General features: G+C 66.5%; 18 protein-coding genes. 9 read left to right on the forward strand and 9 right to left on the reverse strand.

The window, feature by feature from the left end; all coding sequences use genetic code 11:
• Positions 1-56 precede the first annotated feature (56 nt).
• A complete protein-coding gene (locus tag AC3FJ6_RS22580; protein WP_488773829.1) occupies positions 57-1,223 on the forward strand; it encodes an FAD binding domain-containing protein in 1,167 nt (388 codons plus the stop codon).
• A gap of 27 nt (positions 1,224-1,250) precedes the next feature.
• Here AC3FJ6_RS22580 and AC3FJ6_RS22585 read toward each other — a convergent pair whose 3' ends face one another.
• Together AC3FJ6_RS22585 and AC3FJ6_RS22590 are read right to left on the reverse strand one after the other, a co-directional pair.
• On the reverse strand, positions 1,251-1,943 hold the full coding sequence (locus tag AC3FJ6_RS22585) for a response regulator transcription factor (RefSeq protein WP_488773830.1): 693 nt from the start codon (positions 1,941-1,943) through the stop codon (positions 1,251-1,253).
• A gap of 263 nt (positions 1,944-2,206) precedes the next feature.
• The gene (locus tag AC3FJ6_RS22590; protein WP_153947029.1) at positions 2,207-2,446 is read right to left on the reverse strand and encodes a hypothetical protein; all 240 of its coding nucleotides are present in this window, start codon (positions 2,444-2,446) and stop codon (positions 2,207-2,209) included.
• Between the two features lie 397 nt (positions 2,447-2,843).
• Between AC3FJ6_RS22590 and AC3FJ6_RS22595 the strand changes: the two genes are divergently transcribed.
• The 6 genes from AC3FJ6_RS22595 to AC3FJ6_RS22620 all read left to right on the forward strand — a co-directional run bounded on the left by AC3FJ6_RS22595 (position 2,844) and on the right by AC3FJ6_RS22620 (position 9,018).
• The gene (locus AC3FJ6_RS22595) at positions 2,844-3,896 is read left to right on the forward strand and encodes an alpha/beta fold hydrolase (RefSeq protein ID WP_488773831.1); all 1,053 of its coding nucleotides are present in this window, start codon (positions 2,844-2,846) and stop codon (positions 3,894-3,896) included.
• A gap of 10 nt (positions 3,897-3,906) precedes the next feature.
• Positions 3,907-4,050, forward strand: a complete 144-nt coding sequence (locus tag AC3FJ6_RS22600; RefSeq protein WP_228770844.1) for a MarR family transcriptional regulator — start codon at positions 3,907-3,909, stop codon at positions 4,048-4,050.
• Positions 4,051-4,288: 238 nt separating this feature from the next.
• Positions 4,289-5,557: an SfnB family sulfur acquisition oxidoreductase gene (locus AC3FJ6_RS22605; RefSeq protein ID WP_488773832.1), complete on the forward strand. Its 1,269-nt coding sequence runs from the start codon at positions 4,289-4,291 to the stop codon at positions 5,555-5,557.
• Position 5,558: 1 nt separating this feature from the next.
• Entirely contained in the window at positions 5,559-6,809 is a 1,251-nt protein-coding gene (locus tag AC3FJ6_RS22610) for an SfnB family sulfur acquisition oxidoreductase (protein ID WP_488773833.1), read from the forward strand.
• A gap of 5 nt (positions 6,810-6,814) precedes the next feature.
• On the forward strand, positions 6,815-8,182 hold the full coding sequence (locus AC3FJ6_RS22615; protein ID WP_488773870.1) for an LLM class flavin-dependent oxidoreductase: 1,368 nt from the start codon (positions 6,815-6,817) through the stop codon (positions 8,180-8,182).
• 23 nt (positions 8,183-8,205) lie between these two features.
• Entirely contained in the window at positions 8,206-9,018 is an 813-nt protein-coding gene (locus tag AC3FJ6_RS22620) for a MetQ/NlpA family ABC transporter substrate-binding protein (protein ID WP_488773834.1), read from the forward strand.
• Between the two features lie 58 nt (positions 9,019-9,076).
• On the opposite strand, the gene AC3FJ6_RS22625 is transcribed toward AC3FJ6_RS22620, so the two are convergent.
• Positions 9,077-10,063 carry a chemotaxis protein CheB gene (locus AC3FJ6_RS22625; protein ID WP_488773835.1) on the reverse strand — a complete coding sequence of 329 codons (987 nt, stop codon included), beginning with the start codon at positions 10,061-10,063 and terminating at the stop codon, positions 9,077-9,079.
• 75 nt (positions 10,064-10,138) lie between these two features.
• Positions 10,139-14,314: a chemotaxis protein CheB gene (locus AC3FJ6_RS22630; RefSeq protein ID WP_488773836.1), complete on the reverse strand. Its 4,176-nt coding sequence runs from the start codon at positions 14,312-14,314 to the stop codon at positions 10,139-10,141.
• Positions 14,315-14,551: 237 nt separating this feature from the next.
• Here AC3FJ6_RS22630 and AC3FJ6_RS22635 point away from each other — a divergent pair, with 237 nt between their 5' ends.
• On the forward strand, positions 14,552-14,797 hold the full coding sequence (locus tag AC3FJ6_RS22635) for a hypothetical protein (RefSeq protein WP_488773837.1): 246 nt from the start codon (positions 14,552-14,554) through the stop codon (positions 14,795-14,797).
• A 30-nt stretch (positions 14,798-14,827) separates the two neighbouring features.
• Here AC3FJ6_RS22635 and AC3FJ6_RS22640 read toward each other — a convergent pair whose 3' ends face one another.
• Positions 14,828-15,811 carry a Bug family tripartite tricarboxylate transporter substrate binding protein gene (locus AC3FJ6_RS22640; protein WP_488773838.1) on the reverse strand — a complete coding sequence of 328 codons (984 nt, stop codon included), beginning with the start codon at positions 15,809-15,811 and terminating at the stop codon, positions 14,828-14,830.
• Between the two features lie 296 nt (positions 15,812-16,107).
• Here AC3FJ6_RS22640 and AC3FJ6_RS22645 point away from each other — a divergent pair, with 296 nt between their 5' ends.
• Positions 16,108-21,324 carry a trifunctional serine/threonine-protein kinase/ATP-binding protein/sensor histidine kinase gene (locus tag AC3FJ6_RS22645; RefSeq protein ID WP_488773839.1) on the forward strand — a complete coding sequence of 1,739 codons (5,217 nt, stop codon included), beginning with the start codon at positions 16,108-16,110 and terminating at the stop codon, positions 21,322-21,324.
• A 23-nt stretch (positions 21,325-21,347) separates the two neighbouring features.
• Here AC3FJ6_RS22645 and benD read toward each other — a convergent pair whose 3' ends face one another.
• Genes benD through AC3FJ6_RS22665 form a run of 4 tightly spaced genes read right to left on the reverse strand, consistent with a single transcriptional unit; the run spans position 21,348 to position 25,025 of the window.
• Positions 21,348-22,124, reverse strand: coding sequence for a benzoate diol dehydrogenase BenD (gene benD / locus AC3FJ6_RS22650; protein WP_488773840.1), 777 nt, complete (start codon positions 22,122-22,124; stop codon positions 21,348-21,350).
• Positions 22,121-23,143 (reverse strand): benzoate 1,2-dioxygenase electron transfer component BenC, encoded by a 1,023-nt coding sequence (benC, locus tag AC3FJ6_RS22655; RefSeq protein ID WP_488773841.1) that lies wholly within the window; start codon positions 23,141-23,143, stop codon positions 22,121-22,123. The genes benD and benC overlap by 4 nt, the downstream gene beginning before the upstream one ends.
• A 38-nt stretch (positions 23,144-23,181) precedes the next feature.
• Positions 23,182-23,670, reverse strand: a complete 489-nt coding sequence (benB, locus tag AC3FJ6_RS22660; protein ID WP_153947017.1) for a benzoate 1,2-dioxygenase small subunit — start codon at positions 23,668-23,670, stop codon at positions 23,182-23,184.
• Entirely contained in the window at positions 23,667-25,025 is a 1,359-nt protein-coding gene (locus tag AC3FJ6_RS22665; protein ID WP_488773842.1) for an SRPBCC family protein, read from the reverse strand. Before AC3FJ6_RS22665 ends, benB begins: the two co-directional genes overlap by 4 nt.
• Positions 25,026-25,054 lie beyond the last annotated feature (29 nt).

Consider the following 25,054-nt stretch of genomic DNA (forward strand, 5'->3'; position numbering starts at 1 on the left):
CGCTTTCCCGTCCCCCGTCCCCATTTCACATATCTCGTTTCCACCCGGAGTCAACCATGCGCACACCACCACGCCCCCGCGCCCTCGTCATCGGCGGCTCGCTTGGCGGCCTGTTCAGCGCCGTCTGCCTGCGGGCAGCCGGCTGGGACGTCGTCGTCTTCGAGCGGTCTCCCCAGGAACTGGACAGCCGTGGCGGCGGCCTGGTGCTGCAGCCAGCGGTTATCGACGCGCTCGACTTCGCCGGAATCGATCCGGGCGCCGATTTCGGCGTGCCGTCGCGCGACCGCGTGTTCGTGGACCGGAACGGCGCCGAGCGACGCGCGTACATGCCGCAGACCCAGATCGCCTGGAACGGCCTCTACCTGCGCTTGCGCCGCGCCGTGGACCCCGCCACGCTGCGTGCCGGCGAAACCTTCACGGCGTTCGCGCAGCATGGCAGCCGGGTAACGGCGCGCTTCGCGTCGGGCCACGCCGAAGAAGGCGACCTGCTGATTGGCGCCGACGGCCCACTGTCGGCGGTGCGCGCACAGCTTCTGCCCGGTGCCCGGCCCACCTACGCCGGATATGCGGCGTGGCGCGGCGTTCTGTCCGAAACGGCGCTCCCGAGCGTCAGCGAGCCGTTGCTGCGCAACAGCTTCGTGTTCCAGGACGGCCGGGCGCACCAGTTCCTGTCGTACCGGATTCCGGGCGAAGACGGCAGCGTGCGGCCCGGCGAGCGCCGGCAGAACTGGGTCTGGTATCGCAAGATCGCGCAGGGGCCGGAACTCGATGCGCTGCTGCAGGACCGCGTGGGCCAGCGCCACAACTATTCCCTGCCGCCCGGCGCCATGCGCGACGCCGAGATACGCAACCTCCAGATGGGCGCGCTGGATGTGCTGGCGCCCGCGCTGGCGGGGCTGGTCACCGCCACGCCCGATCCGTTCCTGCAGCTGATTCACGACTACGAGGTCCCGCGCATGGTGTTCGGGCGCGTGGTGCTGCTGGGCGACGCGGCGTTCGTGGCGCGCCCGCACACCGGCGCCGGGGCCGGCAAGGCCGCGGCCAACGCCGTGGCGCTGGCGCGGGCGCTGCAGGGGCGCGCCGTTGACAAGGCGGAGGGTGCGGACGGTATCGACGCGGCGCTGGCTGCATGGGAACAGGACCAGCTGCCGGCCGACCGGCGCCTGGTCAAGTGGGGGATCGCACTGGGTCAGCGGATCATGGGCGCGGCGCAGCCCGCCTGAACGGTGCTGGCCGCCATGACTCGCCCGTCAGTCCGCGTCGGCGTCGGGGCCGCCGTCGCCGCCGGGGCCTGTGCCCGGCGTCACCATGCCCAGTGCCTGGGCCATCAGAATCAGTTCGGCAAAGGTTCGCGCCTGCATCTTGCGCATGGCCTGCCCGCGGTAGATCTTGACGGTGGCCTGGCTGATGCCGAGTTCGTCCGCCACTTCCTTGTTCATCAGGCCGTGGACCAGCAGCTTCATGACTTCGCGCTCGCGGCCGGTCAGGGTATCGAGGCGCTCCCGCAGCAACTGGGTCTGCGAGCTGGCCTGGCGGCGGTCGCGGTCGCGCTGCAATGCCTCGTTGACGGCATCGAGCAGATCCTGTTCGCGGAACGGCTTGGCAATGAAATTGACGGCGCCCGCCTTCATGGCGGCCACGGTCATCGGCACGTCGCCGTAGCCCGAGATGAACACGATCGACGCGCTCTTGCCGGCGCGGTTGAGATGACCCTGCAGGTCCAGCCCGCTGGCGCCGCGCAGGCGCACATCGAGCACGATGCAGGTGGGTTGGTCCGGAAATTCGTGGGCCAGCAGTTCCTCGCCCGAGCTAAAGGACTCGCTGGCGAGCCCGACCGAGCGGAACAGCCCCGAGAGGGCGCGCCGCACGTCGAGGTCGTCATCGACGACCAGTACGACACCGTCGTCGGTCGGTTCCCGCATCAAGGCGGCACTGCTGTTCATCGTGGTTCTCACTATGCATGGACGTTCTGCCCGGGGCTTGCGGGGGCGACCCCAGGCGCTGCGCGTGACGCAGCAGAACGGACCGTGCCCCAGCCGGATGACCGAAGATGCACAAGGATTCGATGAAATTGCCGGGAAACGGCGCGATATCGACGTCGGCCCGCCCAACGCGAAGCGGAATTATCGACGCTTTCGATGAAATTGCAAACGACTGTGTGGTGCTGGCGCCGCAGAGGGGCCCCATGGCGCCCCTGCAACGACGGCTACACGGCTTCCAGCGCGCGGCTCAGCGCGTAGGCCGCGCGCACGGCGACATCGAAGGATCGGTCGCAGGCCAGTTCGCGCCCGGCGACGGTGATATGCCACCAGTCCCGGTTGCGTTCGCAAATGAGCCGGTGCTCTTCCATCTGGTCGGAAAACCAGCGCCACAGCCGTGCGTCCTGGCTCAGCGCGGACGCCGCCGCGCGCAGCCGGACCAGTTCGAGCCCATTGGCTTGATCCATGATGTCTCTCCCCAGGGCCAACACCCGCGTGCCCCGTGCGCACATGGTAGGCATGCCCGGCCCCGGTGTGCATTGCCCGTTGGTCCGACAGCCGTAGCGCATCGGCATGCCGGGGTCATACCAAAGACGTATGGGCGCGGATTTGAGCGGCGGATTTGTATCCGCATATCGAGCGGCCCGGGTCTGCATACACAGCGATACAAAAACGGGGCAGGCCGACACATGCGGCTTGCGGCACCTCCCTAGACTCGTGCCAACCCTCCAGCACGGGACGTCCGTCGAAGGCCCCTACCGAGCCCTTCGGCATCGCGATGTGGGAGGGCGCTTCGGCCCGATAGAAGCGAAATACAAGCCACCCTCGAAGTAGAACGCTAGCGTCAGACGCAAAGGAGAAAACATGAGCAAGACCATCGATTTGCCGCGCCGCAACTTTCTTGGCACCGCCGGCCTGGCGCTGGCTGCCGCCCAGCTTGGCGTGATTGGGTCCGCGCACGCGCAGTCGGGCGTGTCGAAGGCCGCGCCACTGGCGCCGGTCACGCCCGGCACGCATACGTCGTTCGCCACCATCAATCAGGTCAACGCCGGCGTGCTCAACGTCGGCTATGCCGAACTGGGCCCGGCCGACGGCCCGGTGGCCCTGCTCCTGCACGGCTGGCCGTACGACATTCACGCCTTCGTCGATGTCGCGCCCCTGCTGGCACAGCGTGGCTACCGCGTGATCATCCCGCACCTGCGCGGCTACGGCACCACCACGTTCCTGTCGCCGGAGACCAAGCGCAACGGCCAGCCGTCAGCCATCGCGGTCGACATGATTGCGCTGATGGACGCACTCAAGATCCGCACCGCCGTCGTGGCCGGCTTCGACTGGGGCGCCCGCACCGCCGACATCATGGCCGCGCTGTGGCCCGACCGCTGCCGTGGCCTGGTCTCGGTCAGCGGCTACCTGATCGGCAGCCAGGCTGCCGGCAAGCTGCCACTGCCGCCCGAGGCCGAACTGCAATGGTGGTATCAGTTCTACTTCGCCACGGACCGCGGCGCGGCGGGCTACACGAAGTACACGCATGACTTTGCCAAGCTGATCTGGAAGCTCGCGTCGCCGCAGTGGAAGTTCGATGACGCCACGTTCGCGCGCAGCGCCGTGTCGCTGGACAACGCCGACCATGTGGCCATCACGATTCACAACTACCGCTGGCGCATGGGCCTGGTCGAGGGCGAGTCGAAGTTCGACGACATCGAGAAGAAGCTCGCCACGGGGCCCACCATCGGCGTGCCCACCATCACGATGGAAGGCGACGCCAACGGTGCGCCGCACCCGGCGCCCAGCGCCTACAAGAGCAAGTTCACGGGGCGCTACGAGCATCGCGACATCACGGGCGGCATCGGCCACAACCTGCCGCAGGAAGCGCCCACGGCGTTTGCACAGGCCGTGCTCGACATCGACCGCAAGTAACCGGGCCACCATGCTGCATCGACTGCTGATACTGGCCACCATGATGCTGTCGGCGCTGGCGTGCGAACTGGGTGGCGGTGGCGACCGCTGCGCCTGGAAGGGCATGCCCGGCCAGTATCGGGTGGATGCGCCAGGCCGCCGGCGCAAGGGCTAGCGCGGACGGCGCAGCCGCGCCACCAGGCCGGCCACCCTGCGCGCGGCATTGCCGCCCATCGACGGAATGCGCATGGCCTTATGCGCTCCGGTCGCGTTTGGATAGAAAAAACGCGTCGTTCGTGTACCGGACCCGCCGCAGTATGGTGTCGGAACCATGCCGCGCCGGGGCCCTGGCTGATGACACCGCACAGGGCGGGCGGTCCGCCAGCCCGCGCCGCGCATTCCATCGATACGCCATGACCGACCTTTCCGACATTCACGCGGTGGCGCCCGCCACCACAGGCCGGCGCGAGCCGCGCCTGCCCGACCCGTCCCGCGTGCGACGCATCCGCACCGACGCCGAAGCCATCGAAGCCGCGCATACGCTGGCCGGCATCTATCGACAGGGTGCATCGGCCCGCGATCGTGAACGTGTGCTGCCGTGGGACGAGCTGGATCTGTGGTCCGAGAGCGGTCTGGGCGGCATCACGGTGCCCAAGGCCCATGGCGGCGCCGACGTGTCGTTCGCGACGCTGGCCGAGGTCTTCGCAATCCTCAGCGCGGCCGACGCGTCGCTGGGCCAGATCCCGCAAAATCACTTTGGCCTGCTTGGCGTACTGCGTGAAGCCGGGACCGATGCGCAGCAGCGACGCTTTTATGCCGAAGTACTGGCCGGCCAGCGGCTTGGCAATGCCGGCCCCGAGCGGCGTTCGGCGGGCAGCCGCACCATCCTCGACGGCACCACGCGCCTGCAGCGGACAGCCCAGGGGTTGCGGCTCAGCGGCAAGCGTTACTACTCGACGGGGGCGTTGTACGCGCATCGCGTGCCGACGCGCGCGCTGGACGACGATGACCGCCCCGTGCAGGTCTGGGTGCCGCGCGACGCCGCCGGCCTGACCGTGATCGACGACTGGTCGTCCTTCGGCCAGCGCACCACCGCCAGCGGCACCGTGGTATTCGACCAGGTATCCATCGCGCCCGATGACGTGATCCCGCTCTGGCAACTTGCCGGCAAGCCCGGGCTCTATGGCCCCAACTCGCAACTGATCCAGGCCGCCATCGACCTGGGTATCGCCCAGGCGGCCTTTGACGATGCGGTGGCCTTCGTGCGTGAACACGCCCGCCCCTGGGTCGATGCCGGCGTGGCACGCGCCAGCGATGATCCCCACCTGATCGCAGACGTCGGCCGGCTGGCCATCGACATCGAAGGCGCCCGCGCCGTGCTGCGCGAAGCCGGGCTCACGCTGGACGAGATCGCCGCACAGCCGCTCACCGACGCATCGAGCGCCCGCGCGTCGGTTGCCGTGGCCGAAGCCAAGGTTCTGACCACCGAGGCCGCGCTCCATGCGAGCGAGAAGCTGTTCGAGCTGGCCGGTTCGTCGGCCACGCGGGCGAGACACAACCTTGACCGCCACTGGCGCAATGCCCGCACTCACACGCTGCACGACCCGGTGCGCTGGAAGCTGCATCTGATCGGCAACTATCACCTGAACAACGCGCTGCCCAAGCGGCATTCCTGGAACTGACATGTCGTTGCTACTGACCCCGCCCCCCGCAGATGGCCGGGTGGCCCCCGCCGCCGCGCCCACCGCCGCGCCCCATGTCGTTGCGGACGATGCCGAGGCCATTGCGATCGCGCACCGGCTGGCCGCGCAATTCGCGCCCGGCGCCGCCAGACGGGACCGCGAGCGCCTGTTGCCGTGGGACGAACTGGACGCCTTCAGCGCCAGCGGCCTGTGGGGCATCACCGTACCCCGCGCGCACGGCGGTGCGGGGGTTTCCAGTGTGACGCTGGCGGAGGTCATTGCCATCATCGCCGCGGCGGACGGATCGCTCGGGCAGATCCCGCAGAACCATTTCTACGCGCTGGAGGTATTGCGCGTAGGCGGCACGCCTGCCCAGCAGGCCTTCTTTTACCAGCGCGCGCTGGCTGGCGACCGTTTCGGCAATGCGCTGGCCGAAATCGGCCACAAGGATTTCAGGAGACGCACCCGGCTGACGCGCGATGGCGACGGCTTCCGGGTGGACGGCCAGAAGTTCTACTGCACCGGCGCACTGTATGCGCACTGGATTCCCACGCTGGTGGTGACCCAGGAAGACGGCCGCGACGTGACATGGCTGGCCTTTGTCCCCCGCACGGCCGAGGGCGTCAGCATCACCGACGACTGGGACGGCTTCGGCCAGCGCGTGACCGGCAGCGGGTCGGTCACCTTCGACAATGTGCGGATCGACGGCGACTGGGTGGTGCCCTTCCTCGCATCGTTCGAGCGGCCCACGACGATTGGCCCGTTCGCCCAGTTGCTGCACGCGGCCATCGATCTGGGTATCGGACGGGGCGCGTTTGCCGCCACGCTGCCGTATGTGCGCGACCACGCGCGGCCGTGGATCGATGCGGGCGTGGCGAGCGCATCGCAGGACCCGTTGACCATCCATCATGTTGGCGACGTCCAGGTCAGGCTGCGGGCGGCCGAAGCCCTGGTGCGCCGGGCCGGCCGCGCCACCAATGCCGCCCAGGCGGCGCCCGACGAGCAAAGCGTGGCGCAGGCATCGCTGGCAGTGGCTGCCGCCCGCGCATCGACCACCACCGCGTCGCTGCTGGCGGGCACGCGGCTGTTCGAGCTCGGCGGCACATCGGCCACCCTCGACAACCAGGGGCTGGACCGCTTCTGGCGCAACGCCCGCACGCATACGCTGCACGACCCGGTACGCTGGAAATACCACGCCATCGGCAACTTCCACTTGAACGACACGCTGCCGCCCCGGCATGGAGCCATCTGATGGTGATGGACGATGGTTCGCAACGGCGGCACATCCTGCTCAACGCCTTCGACATGAACTGTGTCGGGCATATCAACCATGGCCTGTGGACGCATCCGCGGGACCGGTCTGCCGACTACAACACGCTCGAATACTGGATCGACCAGGCGCGTACGCTGGAGCGTGGCCTGTTCGACGGCCTGTTTATCGCCGATATCGTTGGCGTGTACGACGTATATCGCAACAACGTCGATGTGTCGCTGCAGGAATCGGTGCAGCTTCCCGTGAACGACCCGCTGCTGATCGTGCCGGCCATGGCCGCCGCCACGCGGCATCTTGGCTTTGGGGTCACGGTGAACCTGACGTACGAGCAGCCGTACCTGCTGGCGCGCCGGTTCTCGACGCTGGATCACCTCACGCGCGGCCGCGTGGGCTGGAATATCGTGACGGGCTACCTCGACAGCGCCGCGCGCGCGATGGGACTGGACGCGCAGCTTGCCCATGACGAACGCTACGACCGCGCCGACGAATATCTGGAGGTGCTCTACAAGCTCTGGGAAGGCAGCTGGCAGGACGACGCCGTGCGGCGCGACAAGGCCGCGCGCGTCTTCGCCGATCCGGCCAGGGTGCGCAAGGTGAGCCACCACGGCCGGTACTACAAGGTGGACGGCTACCACCTGTCCGAGCCGTCGCCACAGCGCACGCCGGTACTGTTCCAGGCCGGCAGCTCCGGCCGGGGGCAGCGATTTGCGGCACGCCATGCGGAATGCGTCTTCATCTCGCCGCCCAGCAAGGACACGGCGCGCAAGACGGTGACCGCGTTGCGCGAGCAGCTTGTGGCTGCCGGCCGTCATCCGGACGACGTGAAGGTATTCATGGGCGCGGCGGTGGTCACCGGCCGCACCGAGGCGGAAGCCCGAGAAAAACATGCCGAATACCGCGACTACGCCAGCCGCGAAGCCGGGCTCGCCCACTTTGCCGCCAGCACCGGCGTGGACTTTGGCCGCTATGGCCTCGACGATCCCGTTGACTACGGCGGCGGCAACGCCATCGAATCGGCCACCCGCACCGCCGCGCAGCACGGCTGGACGCGCCGCAAGCTGCTGGACCTGTTCACGCTGGGCGGACGTTATCCGGCCATCGTCGGTGACGCGTCGCAGGTAGCGGACACGCTTGCCGAATGGGTCGACGAGACCGGCATCGACGGCTTCAATCTAAGCCGCACGGTGGCGCCCGAAAGCCACCAGGACTTTGTGGACCTGGTCGTTCCCGCGTTGCAGGATCGGGGCCGCTACAAGACCGCGTATGCCGAGGGTTCGCTACGGCACAAGCTGTTTTCCAGCGGCGACCGGCTGCCCCAACGGCATGCCGCCGCCGCGTTCCGCCAGTTCTGATATCACAAGAGAAAAGGAGCCACATGTTCATCAAGACCGGGGTCAAGCTGGTCGCCGCGTTGCTGGCGTTCGGTATCGTGCAGGGATCGCAGGCCGCAGACGCCGACAGGAAGGAAATCCGCTTCGGCGCCACGGCGGGGCCTTACGCGGACCAGGTGCGCTATGGCATCAAGCCGATTCTGGAAAAGCGCGGCTACAAGGTGACGATTGTCGAGTTCAGCGACTACGTGCAGCCGAATCTCGCGCTGGCCGACGGCGCCATCGATGCCAACGCCTTCCAGAACTCGGTGTATTTGAAGAAGTTCTCGGCGGATCGCAAGCTTCAACTGTCGGCGCTGATCCAGGTGCCCACGGCGCCGATCGGCATTTACAGCCACAAGCACAAGACGCTGGGCGAAGTGAAGCCCGGCGCCACCGTATCGCTGCCCAACGATCCGACCAATCTGGCGCGCGCCGTCGCCATCCTTGCGCAGATCGGCTGGGTCACGCTCAAGCCCGGCACCGATCCCGTGCGGGCAAGCGAGCGCGACATCGACGGCAATCCGCACAGGCTCAAGCTGATCCAGCTGGAGGCCGCCCAGTTGCCCCGCTCGCTTGATGACGTGGACTACGCCTTCGTGAATGGCAATTTCGCGCTCGCGGCCGGGCTCAAGCTGACGTCGTCACTGGCGCTGGAGAAGGTGCCCGACTACTACATGAACCTGGTGGCTGTCAGGACCGATGACCTGAACAAGCCGTTCGTGTCCGACATTCGCGATGCCTACCGGTCCGCCGACTTCAAGGCCGTGACGCAACAGCGTTTTGCGGGATTCGTCGCGCCGCCCTATCAGCAATAGCGCAGCGAGTGTTCGCCGGGACGCTGGCTGCAAGCCGCTGACGCGTTGCGTGTCGCGTTCAGCTCATGCGCGTGCCGGCGGCCGCGCGCAACAGCTCGGCGAGTTTCTCGTTCTCGTCTATGCGTGACTGTTCGATCGCCACGTCGGTGTGGTTGCCCACGCGCCTGGCCCATTGCTGCCGTTCCTGGGCGAATATGATCCGTTCATGGACGGCCCGAAGCGCCCCCCAGATTGCATCGGCAGTCTCCTGGGCGTTCGCGGCGTCGAGCGACAGCGCGGAGAAGGCGTGGCCCGTGTGACAGCGGTATCGCAATGGCCGATCGTCCCGCAACCGCCACAGCACGCCGTGACATGTCGGGCAAGTCAGTGCCGAGCGATCCGCGATAGCGTCCAGTTGCCGGGGTTCCGCAACGCCGCTGTCCCCAATCCGCTCCTCGCGATCCAGGTCTGTCAGGTTGCTCATGATTGACTCCTTTTGCCGTGCCGCCCCGTTGACGGCAGCCCGCAGCGCATCGGCGAGCCCATCCTGCCCGACAATGGCGTCGGCCCCCGCCGCGGCGATTGCGCTGCGAGGCATGGAGGACGCCTCGCAATCGTCCGGATCCTGGACGATCCGATAGCCGCCGCGTGCCTCGATCGCCGCAAGGCCCGCCGCACCGTCGTCGAGTTCGCCGCTCATCACAATGCCGACCACACGCTCCTTGTATTGTGCGCTGGCCGACCGGAACAGCGGATCGGCGGCTGGCCGGCAGAAATTCTCCGGTGCCGTCTCCAGCAGGCACACGGTGTCGCCACGCACGACCATGTGTCGATCCGGCGGCGCCACGTAAATTCTGCCGTGTTGAATTGCTTCGCCGTGCTGGGGGTGGTGCGCCGGGAAGCAGCCCCACTTCGACAGCAGTTCCGGCAGGATGCTGCGGTGCCGTCCAATGTGCAGCACCACAAGCATGACAAGCTCCAGGTCCCTGGTCAGGCCTTCGACGAGCGTCTTGAGGACCGGAAGTGCGCCCCGGGATGCAGCTACAACGACAATATCTCTGCGCATGGCTTTTCCTTTTTACGGGAAAAGCAAGTTCCGCACCCGTGGCACAACAGGCGCGGAAGGCTTGTGCCGGCCGTCTCAGTCGGGCTTGGCGCCGTCCTGCCGGGGCACCAGATCGCTCAGCGCGCCGAGCAATTCCTGGAAGTCGAGCGGCTTGGCAAGATGCTTGTTGTATCCGGCTTCCCGGGCGGCTCTGGCATCCTCCTTGTGATCGCGTCCGGTCAGGGCCACCGACCAGATATTCGCCCATCGGGCGTCCTGGCGGATATTGCGCATGAGCGCGTAGCCGTCCATATCGGCCAGCCCGATATCCGAGACGATGGCGTCGATCGGCACGTCGGCCAGGATCTCCAGCGCCTCGGCACCGGACGTTGCCACGCTCACGGTTGCCCCTTCCACTTCCAGGAGCTCGGCGAGTGCGGCGGACGTGTCCCGGTCGCCTTCCACCAGGAGAATCCGCAGGCCGGCAATGCTCTGCATGCCGTCCGCGGCGTCCGGGTCCGATGCGTTATCGGCGGGCGCGGCGGGCAGCCATACCGTCATGGTCGTACCGTGGCCGGGGCCTTCCGATCTGGCGGTCACCCTGCCACCGTGCATCCGGGCAAGCTGCTTCACCAGCGCCAGACCAATGCCGAGCCCGCCCTTCGCCCTGTCGCGACCGCCTTGCCGGTACATGTCGAACACGTACGGCAGCAGGGCGGCATCGATGCCCTGACCGTTGTCGCTCACCTCGATACGCAGCATCCCGCCTTCCCGAGACAGCCGCAGATCGATCTGCCCATTCGCCTCCGAGAACTTCAAGGCATTGGAGACGAGGTTCCAGATGATCTGCTCGCAGCGCACGCGGTCCACCAGGGCGATGGCCGGACGATCCGGCAGCGCCAGCCGCATGGTGATGCCGCGGTCGCCGACATCCTGCTCGCAGGTCCGCGCAACGTCCACCAGCATCGCCGACAGATCGACGCGCGACACGTCCAGGGCCAGCTTGCCGGTCTGCACGCGCGAAAGATCGAGCAGATCGTCGATAATCTGCGCCTGGCTGCGCACGGCCTGGCGGATGGCGCCGGCCGCTTCGCGGACCGCGGCGACATTGCGCACCTCGGGCAGTCGCGGAAGCATTTCCGCCTTGACGCCAATCAGGTTGAGCGGGTGCTTCAGTTCGTGCGAAAGCACGGCAATGAACTCGTCCTTGAGCTGGCTGGCATTGAGCGCCTGCTCGCGCGCGGCCTGCTCCTTGGCCAGCGCATCGCGGCTCGCATCCTCATGGAGCTTGCGGGCCGTGAGGTCGCGCACAATCTTGGCGAAGCCGCTGAACGATGTGTCCGTGATGGGGGTGACCACGCCGCTGCAGTAAATCCGTCGGCCGTCCTTCGTGCGATACCACCGCTCGTCGTCCGCCCGACCTTCCTTCATGGCCGTGTCCCGCTCATGGGCGGGCACCGATGTCTGCCGATCGTTGACCTCGTAGATTGCCTCCACGCTCTTGCCGATGAGCTCGTCTTCCGTATAGCCGAAGATCCGCTCCGCCCCGGCGTTCCAGCTGACGATCAGCCCTTCGCGGTCCTGGATGATGATGGCGTAGTCCTTGGTGGACTGCGCCACCAGCCGCAGCCGCTGCGCCCCCGCACGGGCGGCTTCCTCGGCCTGATGGCGATCCGTCACATCGATCAGCGTGATCACCGCCCCGTCGATATGGTCGTCCGCCGTGCGATAGGGCAGGAGCCGCATCAGATACCACCGCCCCGCCTCGCTCTGGATCTCCCGCTCGGTCAGCCTCAGCGACTGGAACGACTGCCTCACGTCATCGACCAGGGTCGGATAGCGCAGCGTATGCGTGATGTGGAACAGAGAGCGGCCAAGATCGGAGTCGATCAGGTTGAAAATGGCGGTCGCGTTCGGCGTAAACCGCTTGATCCGGATTTCCTTGTCGACAAAGACCGTGGCGATCTCGCTGGAGGCAATGATGTTATGCAGGTCATCGTTGGCCTTGGCCGTATCCTCGATCCGCGCCTGCATCTCGGCATTCGCCGTGGTCAGCTCTTCATTGACCGACTGCAGTTCTTCCTTGCTGCTTTCAAGCTCTTCGCTGGTCGAACGCAGTTCCTCGTTGATGGCCTGCAACTCCTCGTTGGATGCCTTCAGCTCCTCCACCGACGTCTCGTACTGCTCGATGATCGTCGCCAGCTGCTCCCTGCTGTGCTGCAGTTCCAGTTCGAGCTGCGCCAGGACCGGGTCCTGCCCGGAAGCGGCGGCCAGCTCCTCTTCGGTCATGTGACCGGCCACCTCATCGAAGACGACCAGCAGGAAGTCGGCATTGGCAACCTTGTCGTGAAACGGCCGCACCGTCATGCTGATCCACGACACTTCGGGGTCATGATCCCACTTGACCTTGCGCGCCTCCACGCTGGTGCCGGTCTGCAACGCCCGGAAGATCGCCGTGCGCAAGTCGAGCCGCAGCTCGGGCAGCACCAGCGTCATGATGTTCGTGGTCAGTTCGCCCCCCACATGCCGCAGGAACCTGCCCGCATTGTCGGACAGGTGAACGACGTTCGACTCGCGGTCGATGATGACGCTTGGCGGGGAATACGTCTCCAGCGCGCGCTGGTGCAGCTCCGTCAGCGAAAAACTGCGCTGGGGCGAACTGGTCGTGGTACGCAGCGGCATGGTAACGGCCGGCCGGTCGTCGGCCATGCTGGTGTCGGCCGGCGTCAGGACCGGGAAGCCAATCGGCGGCTTGGCGCGCTGCGACACCGCGCGTGCGCGATAGACCCGCCACTTCTTGTCCACCACCGCAAACAGGTCATCCGCGGCGTCGGCCGATTCCGCCGTCCCAAGGAACAGCAGCCCGTTGGGCCGAAGGGCGAAGTGGAACAGCTCCAGGATCTGCCGCTGGACCGCACGTTCCAGATAGATGAGCACGTTTCGGCAAGAGATCAGATCCAGGTGCGAGAAAGGTGGATCGCGCAGCAGACTGTGCGGCGCGAACAGGATGCGCTCGCGCACCGCCTTGCTGATGGCGTAGTGCGCGCCCTCGCGGGTGAAGTAACGCTGCAGGAGAGCCGGCGGGACATCGTTGGCGATGGACAGCGGATACGACCCCGTGCGCGCCCGGCCGATGGCCGCCACGTCGATATCGGTCGCAAACACCTGGATGGGTCGGGCCGAGGCCGCCGTCTCGCGGGCCTGGGCCAGCAGGATCGAAATGGAATACGCTTCCTCGCCAGTGGCGCAGCCGGCCACCCACACCCGCACCTGATCGTCGTCGCTGAGCTTGCCGTCGAACAGCGTCGGAATCATTTCCTGTTCGAGAAACTCGAAGGCCTCGCCATCCCGGAAGAACTGCGTCACGCCGATCAGCATGTCGCCCAGCAGCGCGCTGGCCTCGTCCGGGGTTGCCCGGAGGAAATCGCGATAGGCCGCCAGGTCGCTCTGGCCATTGAACTGCATGCGCCGCTCGATGCGACGGAGCACCGTGGCGCGCTTGTAGAAGCGGAAGTCATGCCCCGTGCGCACACGCAGATGCATCAGGATTTCGGACAGCGCCCGTTCCCCGCTCGTCTTGGGCGACTGGCCGGGTTCCTGCAAGTCGTCGTCTTCAAGCACTGCATCCTGCGGCTCGATGCGCTGGATGTTCTCCCACAGTTCCATGAGCCGCTGCGGCATCTCGGCCGCAGGCAATACGATATCGACCCAGCCCGCGTGGATGGCGGCGCGCGGCATCTCCGGATGTTCGGCGTCGTCCGGCGACTGCGCCAGGGTCAGGCCGCCGACCTCGCGGATCCGGCCCATTCCGATCGTGCCATCGGACCCGGAGCCGGACAGCACGATACCAATGGCCCGCCGCTCGTGAGCATCGGCGAGGGTACGGAAGAAATGATCGATCGCAAAGGGCCGCCCAAAGGTATTCGGCTGTTCCACGACCCGGAGACAGCCATCGGACATCTCGAGATGGGTGCCCGGCGCCACCACATAGATGTGATTCTCCTGGATCGGCGTCGTGGTACGGACTTCGCTGACGGGCATGTTCGTGACACGCTGAATCAGGGCCGCGACCTGGCTTTCGAGGTCCGGCGCCAGGTGCAGCACCACGACGAAGGCCATGTCCATCTGTTCCGGCGCATGCTGGAACAGCGTCTGCAGGGCCCTCAGGCCGCCTGCGGAAGCGCCGATGCCAACGACAGGGAAACGCAACGTACTCTTTACCGCGCCCGCCGGATTTCCCACCTTCTTCTCCTTGAGTTTCTTCCGCGCCATGATTCCTCCCATCCCACACTCGTCGCAGCGGCTGGACGAGGCATCCGAAGGCACAATCGGGGCTCATTGTAGCGTCCCGGGCGCAGGAAATACGCCGCCGGGCCAGGCGATCGGCGGGTTGGCGCATGCCAGGCGCCCACGTCCCGGCCGCCAGGGGCGGAAGCGCCGGTATCTGGCGATCATCAGCACTTGCCGATGCAGCGCAGCAGGCCTACCTTTAGGAGTACAGAGGCCATCATGCAGCATCCCTCATCCATCCTCAAAGAGCTTGCTACCGCTCGTCAACACGTCACCCGCTGCCGGCAACTGGTGCGGCGGCAGATCGAGATTGTCCGGCTCTGCCAGTACCGCCACCGGGACGAACTGAATTCCGTGAATCTGCTTTGGGAATTGCGCGAAGCACTCGCCATCGGACGCCACCACATGCATGTGGTGGAACAGGAACTGGGGCGTAACAACTGGTTCCACAGGCGAAGGCGATAGCCGCCGCCTGCCCAACCGGGGCGCCCGCGGCTACCGGCGTGTGCCGCCAGTGGGCTTTTGCGCGGGGGCATCGATCTGCTCGGGGACGATGTGCCGGTCCACGATCAGCCGCTTCCACCGCGCCAGCTCCTGTTCGATAAACGTCTGGAAGTCCGCCGGGCCGGCATGCAGCACCTTGAAGCCGTAGCCGGCCAGCATCTCGTTGAGCGTCAGTTCCGCAAGCGCCTGGCGGATGGCGAGGTCGAGGGTCTCGATCCTGTCCCCGGGGGTGCCTTTCGGCGCCAGAACGCCATACCAGCCGGTGACGAACATATTGCGCACGCCGGCCTCGACAAAGGTGGGCGTGTCGGGAGCAATGGGCAGCCGGACATCGGCGGCCACGGCCAGCGCGCGCAATTTGCCCGAACTGACGTATCTCAGGCTATCCGCACCGGCGAACACGGCATCCACATCGCCACTCATGGCGGCCGCCACGGACTGGACGCCGCCGTGATACGGGACATGCATCACCCGGATTCCGGCCGCCTGCGAAAGCAGCTCGATGGCCAGGTGGCTGGTATTGCCATACCCCGACGACGCCACGGTCACCCTCTCGGGATTCGACTTTGCACGCTGGATCAGGTCGGCGACCGAATGAAACCGGGAATTCGGCCCGACATAGAGCACCAGCGGCTGCTTTGCCACGAGCGAGACCGGCTGGAAATCCTTGATGGGATCGTAGCCGGCCGACTGGCTGACGAGCGGACCGATGGCGTAGGCGGCAAGGGCAAGCACGAGGGTATAGCCGTCGTTCCTGGCCCGCTGCACATATCGCAGCGCAATCTGTCCGCCTGCCCCCGGCTTGTATTCCAGCAGTACTGGCGTCCCAAGCCGCTTCTGCAATGCGGCGCCCAGCGGACGCGCGACCAGGTCCGCCGGGCCGCCCGGCGGATACGGCACGATGATCGTGACCGGCTGTTCGGGGTAGGCGGCCCACGCCGGATGAACCGTGACGAATGCCGCAGCCAGCAGCACCCCGGCTTGCCGGGCAATCGTGCGACGCAATATCCGCAGCCCGGCCGGCGCTGCCTGCCTGATCCGGGTGAAGATGCGTCCGGTGGCCGCGGGAGGTTCAAATCGCATGCTTTTCTGGGAAGGGCTGGAACGCGCGATGCGCCGAGGTCCAGGTCAGGTCACCGGGTGGTTTTCCGGACGAGATCATACCCCTGGCCGCCCACGGCTATTTGATAATATCTGGCCTGCCTGCAGCGCCCCCCTCTTGAATCCTCGGGTGTTACCTCCGCCCCTTCGTCAGCATAGCGATGTCTTCCATGTACTTCCCCCGGGCCGGTGTCGGCCTCGGTTTCGATTCCACGTGGGATGCAGGCGACCGCCGGTTCGGACGCGGCTGGCTCTTGCGGGAGGACGGCGGCAAGACACCCGCGCTCGGCGTCTGGGCCGCCGACGGGCATCGCACACCGGCCACCCTCGACCGCCTTGTTCACGAATACGCGCTGCGCGACGACATCGACGCGGACTGGGCCGCCCGCCCGCTGACCTTGCTGCGCGAGCGCGATACCGCCGTGCTGCTGCTTGACGACCCGGGCGGCGAGCCCCTCGCCCCGATGCTGGGCTCGCCGATGGCCGCAGCGGCGTTCCTTGATATCGCCATCGCCATGGCCAGCGCCGTTGGCAAGCTTCATCAGCGCGGCCTGATTCACAAGGATCTGAAGCCGGCCCACTTCCTGGTGGCGGCGGACCGCACCCGCGCCTGGCTGATCGGCTTCGGCATCGCGTCGCGGGCGTCGCGCAGCGCCGAGCCGCTGCCTGAGGCCAGCGAAATCGCCGGCACGCTTGCCTATATGGCGCCCGAGCAAACCGGCCGGATGAACCGGGCCATCGACGCGCGCAGCGACCTGTATTCGCTCGGCATCACTTTCTACCAGATGCTGACCGGGGCGCTTCCCTTCGCCGGCGTGGACCCCCTTGACTGGGTCCACGCCCACCTGGCGCGCTTGCCGGCGCCACCGACCAGCCGCGTGGCCACGGTGCCCGCGATCCTGTCGGATCTGGTCATGAAGCTTCTGGCAAAGGCGCCCGGGGAACGCTACCAGACAGCGGCCGGCCTGCTGCGCGACCTGCGGCACTGTCGCCAGACGCTGCAGGCGCACGGCGACATCGCGCCGTTCGGGCTTGGCCAGGGCGACCATTCGGACGTCTTCGCACTGCGCGAACACCTCTATGGCCGCGAGCAGACCGTGGCAACGCTGGTGGATACCTTCGACCGCGTTGCCGCCACGGGCTGCAGCGAGATCGTGATGGTGTCCGGGCATTCGGGCGTCGGCAAGACGTCGGTCATGCAGTCGTTCGCGCGAACCGTCGCCGGGCGTGGCGGCCTTTGCGCCACCGGCAAGTCGGATGCCCCGGCCGATGCCTCGACCGAGGGCCCGGCCGATGCCGGCGCGCGGCTGCCCTATGCCACGCTGGCGCAGGCGCTGCGGGGCCTGCTCCAGGAACGGCTGGCCCGCGATCCGGCCGACTTGGCGTCATGGCGCACCGTCATTACCGAAGCCCTCGGACCGAACGCCGGGCTGCTGGTATCGCTGCTGCCCGAACTCGAAACCATGCTGGGTCCGGTGCCTTGGGTGCCCGACACGCAGTCGCGCGAGGCCGGGCCACGGCTGCAGCTCGCCTTGCACTGCCTCACGGCGGCCCTGGCACGTGCCGCCGGGCCGCTGACGCTGTGCTTCGACGACATCCAGTGGCTCGACAATGAAACCACGGCGCTGCTGCACCAGTTGTTGACCGATCCGGCCACGACGCACCTGCTCGTGGTCTGCGCCTATCGCAGCCAGGAAGTGGACGATGGCCACACGGTCACGCACTGCGTCGGGGCGTTGCGCGCCGATGGTGCCAGCGTGGCCCATATCGAACTGGGCTGTCTCGATGCATCGGACCTGCATCGGCTCGTTGCCGAAACACTCCATTGCGACGCCACGGCCAGTGCGCCGCTGGCACGCCTGGTGATGGAGAAGACGGCTGGCAACCCGTTCTTCGCCACGCAGTTCCTGAGCGAACTGGCGACCGAAGGCCTGCTGCGCTTCGACCACAACGCAGCGTGCTGGACCTGGGACCTTGACCAGATTGCGGCAAAGGGTTTCACCGACAATGTCGTGGCATTGATGGTCGGGCGGATTGGCCGGCTATCCGCCCGGACCCGTGCGGCGCTGAAGCTTCTGGCCTGCCTGGGCAACGACACCCCAGTCGAAACACTGGCGCGCGCCTGGACGCGCGAGCCCGGCGAACTGGACCCGGCGATCCGCGAAGCCGTGCATGCGGGCCTGGTCTCGCGCAAGGATCACGTGCTGCGCTTCCGGCACGACCGCATCCTCGAAGCCGCCTATGCGGGCATTCCCGAGCCGGAGCGGCAGGCGTTCCATCTGCACCTCGGCCGCCTGCTGCTGGACCGCACGCCAACGGAAGAGATCGATGCCAACGTCTTTACGATCGTCGGCCAGTGGAACCGGGCGGCCAGCCAGATCGACACGCAGGACGAACGCGACAGGCTCGCGGAACTGAACCTGGCCGCTGGGCTGCGCGCCAAGTCCACCTGTGCCAACACCGCCGCGCTTCACTATCTTTCAACCGGTCTCGCGTTGCTTGGCGACGACGCCTTTGCGCGATGCGAAGCGCTCGCGTTCTCGCTGACGCGGCATATGGCCGAATGCGAATTCCTGACCGGGGATTCCGCGCGTGCCGAACCGCGGCTGGCGGCGCTGGCTGCACGCACGTCGTCACTGACAGCGCTGGGGGTTGTCACGCAACTCCAGCTTGGCTTGCTGCTGACGGGCGGGCGGCGCGTGGAAGCCGTGACGATTGGCCTGGCCTACCTGCGCCGCGCCGGTATCGACTGGACCGCCCAGCCTGCTGCGTCGGTCGTGGCGCAGGAAGAGGCGTTGCTCACAGGCCTGCTCGATGGCCGGGACATCGCCAGCCTCAGCACATTGCCGCCCATGACGGACACCGGCGGGCTTGCCACGATGCGCGTGCTGACAGCGCTGCTGCAGCCGGCCTGGTACACCGACGATCACCTGCGCACGCTGGTCATCCTGCGCATGGTCAACCTGAGCATCTCGCTGGGGAACAGCGAGGAATCGTGTCTGGCCTATGCATGGCTGGCGATGCTGCGCACTGCGGCGGCGCCGGACGGGACGGCCGGCATCGCGTTCCAGCGCCTGGCACTGACCGTGGCCGAGCAGCAAGGCGTCGAGCGGGTGCGCGCCCGCGTGTACCAGGTGGCGGGCGGCAACCTGCTGCACTGGACGCAACCCCTGCGCGTGGCACGCGCCCTGTTGCGCCAGGCGCTGGCGCTGACGGCACAGATCGGCGACCTCACCTACGCCGCCTACATCCACAGCAACCTGATGACCCACGCGCTGGCGGTTGGCGACCCGCTGGGGCGCGTGCAGCACGATGCGGATACGGGCAGCGTGTTCGCGTGGGGACCGCGCTTCGCGCTGGTGGCGGACCGCCTTGCCGCGCAGCGCCAGCTGGTGCGGACCTTGCGCGGACTAACCCCCGTGTTCGGACGCTTCGACACGAGGGATTTCAGCGAGGCAGCGTTCGAGGCGCGGCTGGACAGCGACGTGGGGCTGCGCCTTGCGTCGTGCTGGTACTGGATCCGCAAGCTGCAGGCGCGCTATCTGGCCGGCGAAGCGGCGCAGGCGCTGGATGCGGCCGAACGGGCCCGCGCGCTGCTGTGGACGTCTCCCGCCTATTTCGAACAGGCCGAGTATCACTTCTACGCGGCGCTGGCGCGCGCGACATGCTGCAATCCCGCCGTCGCGGACGACCTGGCCATCCACCTTCCCGTGTTGGCCAGCCACCATCGGCAGCTGGCCCAGTGGGCCCGGCGCTGTCCGGCCACGTTCGCGCACCGGGCCCTGATGGTCGAGGCGGAAATCGCCAGGCTGGAGGGGCGCGACATCGACGCGATGCGTGGCTTCGAAGCCGCCATCGGATCGGCACGTGACAGCGACCTCATCCACATGCAGGCGCTGGCCAACGAGCTTGCGGCACGTTTCTACCTGAGCCGGCGGCTCGACAACGTGGCGCTGGTCTATCTGCGACAGGCGCGCCATGGCTACCTGCACTGGGGCGCCGACGCCAAGGTCTGGCAGCTCGACCGGCAGCATCCCGCCCTGGCTGCCGATGCCAATGCCGTTCCCGCTTCGACGCCGTTGATGGGCACCATCGGCGCACCGCTTCAACACCTGGACCTGGCTACGGTCATGGCGATCTCCGAGGCGGTATCCGGCGAAACCCGCCTCGATCGGTTGCTGGCCACCCTGATGCGCACGGCCATCGCGCACGCGGGGGCATCACGCGGGCTGTTGATCCTGCCGCACGGCACGGGGCATCGCGTGGCAGCCGAAGCTGCCGTTCGCGACGACACCACCGCCGTGGCGCTGACGGACTTGCCGCTCGACGCCGCTGAGCTACCGCTGTCCATCGTCCGGCACGTGCTGGAGTGCCACGAGCATGTGGTGATCGACGATGCCGCGGCCCAGCCATCCTTTTCGGCCGACCCTTACATACGTCAGCGCCGGACGCGCTCGATGCTGTGCCTGCCGCTGCTGAACCAGGGCAAGCTGACGGGCGTGCTGTATCTGGAAAACGGGCTGGCGCCGGGCGCGTTCGTGCCGGCACGGATCGAGGTGATCAAGCTGCTGGCGTTCCAGGCGGCCAGCGCCATCGAGAACAGCCGGCTTGGCGAGCAGCGCCGGGAAGCCGACGAAGCGTTGCACCGGGCCCAGGCCGAACTGGCGCACGTCAGCCGCGTCATGACGCTCAGCGCGTTGACGGCGTCCATCGCACACGAGGTGAGCCAACCTGTGGCCGCGCTGACCATCGAAGCCAATGTCGCCCTGCGCTGGCTCAAACGCGAGACACCCAACGTCGCCGAGGCCGTGGAATCGCTCCACGGCATCGTCCAGCAGGGTCAGCGCGCGCGCGATGTGATCGTCGGCATGCGGGCCATGTTGCGCAAGGCCGGACCACAGGCGCAACGGATCGACCTCAATGCGATGATCGCCGAGACTCTGCCGCTTCTGGCCGGCGAGCTGACGCGCCACCGGGTCATGCTCAGGACCGAACTGCTGCCGGCGCTGCCCATGGTGTCCGCCGACAAGGTTCAGCTTCAGCAGGTGTTCCTGAACCTGGCCGTCAATGCCATCGAGGCCATGCGCGGCATCGATGCGCATGTGCGCGAGCTGACGGTCCGTTCGGCGGTCAACCCGGCGGGTGAGGTGCTGGTGACCGTGCATGACGTCGGCGTTGGCCTGCCGCCCGATCCCGACGAACTGTTCGAGGCGTTCTACACGACCAAGCCCGAAGGCATGGGCATGGGCCTGTCGATCTGCCGCACGATCCTGGAGGCCCACGGCGGCAAATTGCAGGCGTGGCCGAACCGTCCGAAGGGAGCGGTATTCGGATTCAGTCTGCCGGCCGACGGCACGGCGGGGACAGGCGCGGCACCACGCCGATGACCATTTTTTGATGCTGGCGGGAGCTAACCGTTGTCGCCGCCTGCCACCGGCAGCACGGCACCGGTGATGTAGCCGGCTTCATCGGACGCGAGGAAGAGAATCGGCGAGATCTGCTCGTCGAGCGTTGCGTATCGCCGGAAGAAGGTCGACTCGGTGACCTGCTTGACCGCCTCACCCATCCAGAGCCGTTCTTGCTCGGTGTCTCCTGCCGCATTGCGGGGGACGCGTCGCGGCGGGGCCTGGGTGCCGCCCGGCGCTGCCGCGACCACGCGAATATTGTGTTCGCCATACTCCATGGCCAGTGACTGTGTCAGGGCATTCACCCCGCCCTTCGCCGCCGAGTACGGCACGCGGCGGATACCACGAGTGGCGTTCGACGAGACGTTCACGATCGTGCCGCCGCCTTGCGCCAGCATATGCGGCAGGACTGCGTGGCAGCCGTACAAGGTGGGCATGAGCGAACGGCGAATCTCCGCATCGATCTGGGCGGGCTCGAATTGCGCAAACGGCCGCATCCGGATCGCCCCGCCCACGCCGTTGATCAGGATGTCGATGCGACCGAATACCTTTATCGCGAAATCCATCGCAGCGGCTGCCCCCTCGTAGGTCTCAAGGTCAGCCATGAAGGCGGCCGTGTCAGCCCCCGCCGCCTCGGCCGCGACCTCCGAGACGAAGTCGGCGCGATCGACCAGCAGGACCTTCGCACCTTCCGCCGCAGCGCGCAGTGCCACGCCCCGCCCGATGCCCTGGGCAGCCCCGGTGACCACCATCACCTTGCCTTCGAATCGACGGCCGCTCATGGCGTCACCGGCGCCGCGTTGGGCGTGAACTTCTCGTAGTGGAAACTGGCGGGCTTCACGCCGTTGTCGTCGAAGAACTTGCGCACGGCATCGACCATCGGCGGGGGGCCGCACAGGTACACGTCAACATCGCCGCCATTCAGGCATTCCGCAGGCATATGCTGGGTCACCCAGCCCTTGCGCGGGTGATTCGATTGCCCATCCGCGACCACGGTGCTGAACGTGAAATTGGGCAACCTGTCGATGTAGGATTCGATTGCCTCGACCTGCACCAGATCGAGGTCTCGCGTCACGCCGTAGATCAGGTGCACCTTCTGCTGCGAATTCGCGTGAACCAGCACTTCGAGCATCGACAGGAAAGGGGCCAGGCCCGTGCCGCCCGCCAGAAACAGCAAGGGACGTTCCACGGCCCGGAGGTAGAAGCTGCCCAGGGGGCCGGTCAGTTGCACCTTGTGCCCGGGGCGGGCCGACTCCAGCCAGGTGCTCATCACGCCCCCGGGTATCTTCTTGATCAGGAAGCTGACCTTCGATGCGCCTGGCGGGGACGAGAACGAATACGACCGATGCTGGCCGCTACCGGGAACATCGATGTTGACGTACTGGCCAGCCAGGAAGACCGGGGGAATGCTGTCCACGTCCAGTTCCAGCACCACGGCTGCGTCGTTGTGCTGTTCGAGCTTCGTGACCGTCGCGGCGAATTTGCTTTGCCCCGTCTTGCACATCGCCGACGATGCCGGGACGGCGATGACGCAGTCGCTCTGCGGCACCATCTGGCATGTCAGGACCAGCCCGCCCGCCTTCTCGTCGTCGCTCAGCGCGTCTTCGATGTATTCGTCGCCCAGGTCGTAGCTGCCGCTCTCGGCGCGGCACTTGCAGGTGCCACACACGCCGTCGGAGCAATCCATCGGCAGATTGATCCTGGCGCGAAATGCGGCATCGAGGACCTTTTCCCCGGCCTTGCATTCGACGAAGCGGGTGACACCGTCTTCAAAATTCAGTGCAATGTTGTAGCTGGACATGTTGCCTCCTGCGTCCTGTCTCGATCCGATCCGCGCGCTCAGACGTGGTAGACGTCGAGCACCTGGCGGATATAGTCATTCTTGAGCGCGATCTTCTTGCTGGAAATCAGCAGGCGATCGCCCACCTTGCGGAAGGTGAGGTAGACCGTGCCGAAGTACTGGTCCGTCACCTTGTAGCGGTGGCTCAGCGTGTGGAAGTTGTAGCGAACGTCGATTTCGTCATCACGTTCGGCCAGCACTTCGACGTTGGTGACGTTGTGGCTCGTGCGCGGCTCCGGCATCGATGCGCTGCTGCGCTCGGTCCGGATACGGAACACCCGGTCTTCCAGGCCGCCACGGTCCGCGTAGTACATCAGGGAAATCTCGCGCTGGGGATCTTCGGTGAGCTTGTCATCGTCATCCCAGGCGGGCATCCAGTACGTGACGTCGTCCGCGTAGCACGCCAGCCATTCGTCCCACTGACGGTCATCCAGAAAGCGCGCCTCCCGGTACAGGGCATTGCAGATGGTTTGATGGTCGATCGTCATACCGCTGCCTCTGCCTGTTCCTTGCGCAGGGCTTCGCGCATCACCCGCATCCAGTATTCGTGCTGCACCACGAAGAGACCTTCGTCCTCGCTTCGCTCGCCCGAGATGCGCGGATTCAGCCCCATGCCCTTCGCGTTCGCGTCGGGTCCGTTCACCCACAACGGCGCACCGCGCGACATGTCGTTCCACATCGACGTCGTGCCGGCGTAACCGGCCTGGCAGGCACGGAACTCTTCGAGGTCATCGCTGGTGCCCATGCCCGACACGTTGAAGAAATCCTCGTACTGGCGAATGCGAATGGCGCGGCTTTCGGCGCTCTCGCCCTTCGGCGCGAAGCAGAAAATGCTGACTTCGGTCTTGTCGACGCCAAGCGGACGGACGACGCGAATCTGGGTGCTGAACTGATCCATCAGGAACACGTTCGGATACAGGCACAGGTTCCGCGTCTGGTTGACGATGTAGTGCGCCTTGTCCTCGCCAACGCGCGCCGCAATCTCTTCGCGATGCTGATGGACCGGCCGAACTTCTGGGTTCATCGTGTTGGTCCACAGCAGGATGTGGCCATGTTCGAAGCCATACACGCCCGCGACCGATTTGCTCCAGCCGTTCGCATCCACCGCCTTCGTGCCCTCGACCCTGCGCCGGCCCATCGTTGCGGCGTAGTTCCAGTGCACGGTGCTGACGTGATAGCCGTCGCAACCGTTCTCCATCTGCATCTTCCAGTTGCCGTCGTAGATGTAGGAGGAATTGCCGCGCAGCACTTCCAGCCCTTCCGGTGCCTGCGACACGATCTGGTCGATGATGATCCTGGTCTCGCCGAGGTAATCCTCCAGCGGCATCACGTCGGCGCTCAGGCTGCCGAACAGGAAGCCACGATAGTTCTGGAAGCGCGCAACCTTCCGCAGGTCGTGCGAGCCGTCCTTGTTGAACTGCACCGGATATTCGGTGGTTTTCTCGTCCTTCACCTTCAGCAGCTTGCCGGCATTGGAGAACGTCCACCCGTGAAACGGACACGTGAAGCTGCCTTTGTTGCCGTGCTTGCGCCGGCAGAGCATGGCGCCCTTGTGCGCGCAGGCATTGATGACCGCGTGCAGTTCCCCAGCCTTGTCGCGCGTGATGACGATGGGCTGGCGGCCGATCCAGGTGGTGTAGTAGTCGTTGACGTTCGGGACCTGGCTCTCGTGGGCCAGGTACACCCAGTTGCCCTCGAAGATGTGCTTCATCTCGAGTTCGTACAGATCAGCGTTGGTGAAGATGTCGCGGCGGCAGCGGAACACGCCGTTCTCCTTGTCGTCCTGGACGGCGTTGCTCAGCAGATCGTCCAGTTGTCGTGCCTTGTCGATGGTTGCGGACATGCGTTGTCTCCCTATGCCGGCTTCGTGGC

This window comes from Cupriavidus sp. 94F1, assembly GCF_057798875.1.

Coding starts and splice junctions, on each gene's coding strand:
- AC3FJ6_RS22590 (WP_153947029.1), bottom strand. CDS start 2,446: ATGGATCAAGCCAATGGGCTCGAACTGGTCCGGCTGCGCGCGGCGGCG.
- AC3FJ6_RS22600 (WP_228770844.1), top strand. CDS start 3,907: ATGCTGCATCGACTGCTGATACTGGCCACCATGATGCTGTCGGCGCTG.
- AC3FJ6_RS22610 (WP_488773833.1), top strand. CDS start 5,559: ATGTCGTTGCTACTGACCCCGCCCCCCGCAGATGGCCGGGTGGCCCCC.
- AC3FJ6_RS22585 (WP_488773830.1), bottom strand. CDS start 1,943: ATGAACAGCAGTGCCGCCTTGATGCGGGAACCGACCGACGACGGTGTC.
- AC3FJ6_RS22625 (WP_488773835.1), bottom strand. CDS start 10,063: ATGCGCAGAGATATTGTCGTTGTAGCTGCATCCCGGGGCGCACTTCCG.
- AC3FJ6_RS22605 (WP_488773832.1), top strand. CDS start 4,289: ATGACCGACCTTTCCGACATTCACGCGGTGGCGCCCGCCACCACAGGC.
- benD (WP_488773840.1), bottom strand. CDS start 22,124: ATGAGCGGCCGTCGATTCGAAGGCAAGGTGATGGTGGTCACCGGGGCT.
- benC (WP_488773841.1), bottom strand. CDS start 23,143: ATGTCCAGCTACAACATTGCACTGAATTTTGAAGACGGTGTCACCCGC.
- AC3FJ6_RS22630 (WP_488773836.1), bottom strand. CDS start 14,314: ATGGCGCGGAAGAAACTCAAGGAGAAGAAGGTGGGAAATCCGGCGGGC.
- AC3FJ6_RS22595 (WP_488773831.1), top strand. CDS start 2,844: ATGAGCAAGACCATCGATTTGCCGCGCCGCAACTTTCTTGGCACCGCC.
- AC3FJ6_RS22665 (WP_488773842.1), bottom strand. CDS start 25,025: ATGTCCGCAACCATCGACAAGGCACGACAACTGGACGATCTGCTGAGC.
- AC3FJ6_RS22620 (WP_488773834.1), top strand. CDS start 8,206: ATGTTCATCAAGACCGGGGTCAAGCTGGTCGCCGCGTTGCTGGCGTTC.
- AC3FJ6_RS22645 (WP_488773839.1), top strand. CDS start 16,108: ATGTACTTCCCCCGGGCCGGTGTCGGCCTCGGTTTCGATTCCACGTGG.
- AC3FJ6_RS22580 (WP_488773829.1), top strand. CDS start 57: ATGCGCACACCACCACGCCCCCGCGCCCTCGTCATCGGCGGCTCGCTT.
- AC3FJ6_RS22615 (WP_488773870.1), top strand. CDS start 6,815: ATGGACGATGGTTCGCAACGGCGGCACATCCTGCTCAACGCCTTCGAC.
- AC3FJ6_RS22635 (WP_488773837.1), top strand. CDS start 14,552: ATGCAGCATCCCTCATCCATCCTCAAAGAGCTTGCTACCGCTCGTCAA.
- benB (WP_153947017.1), bottom strand. CDS start 23,670: ATGACGATCGACCATCAAACCATCTGCAATGCCCTGTACCGGGAGGCG.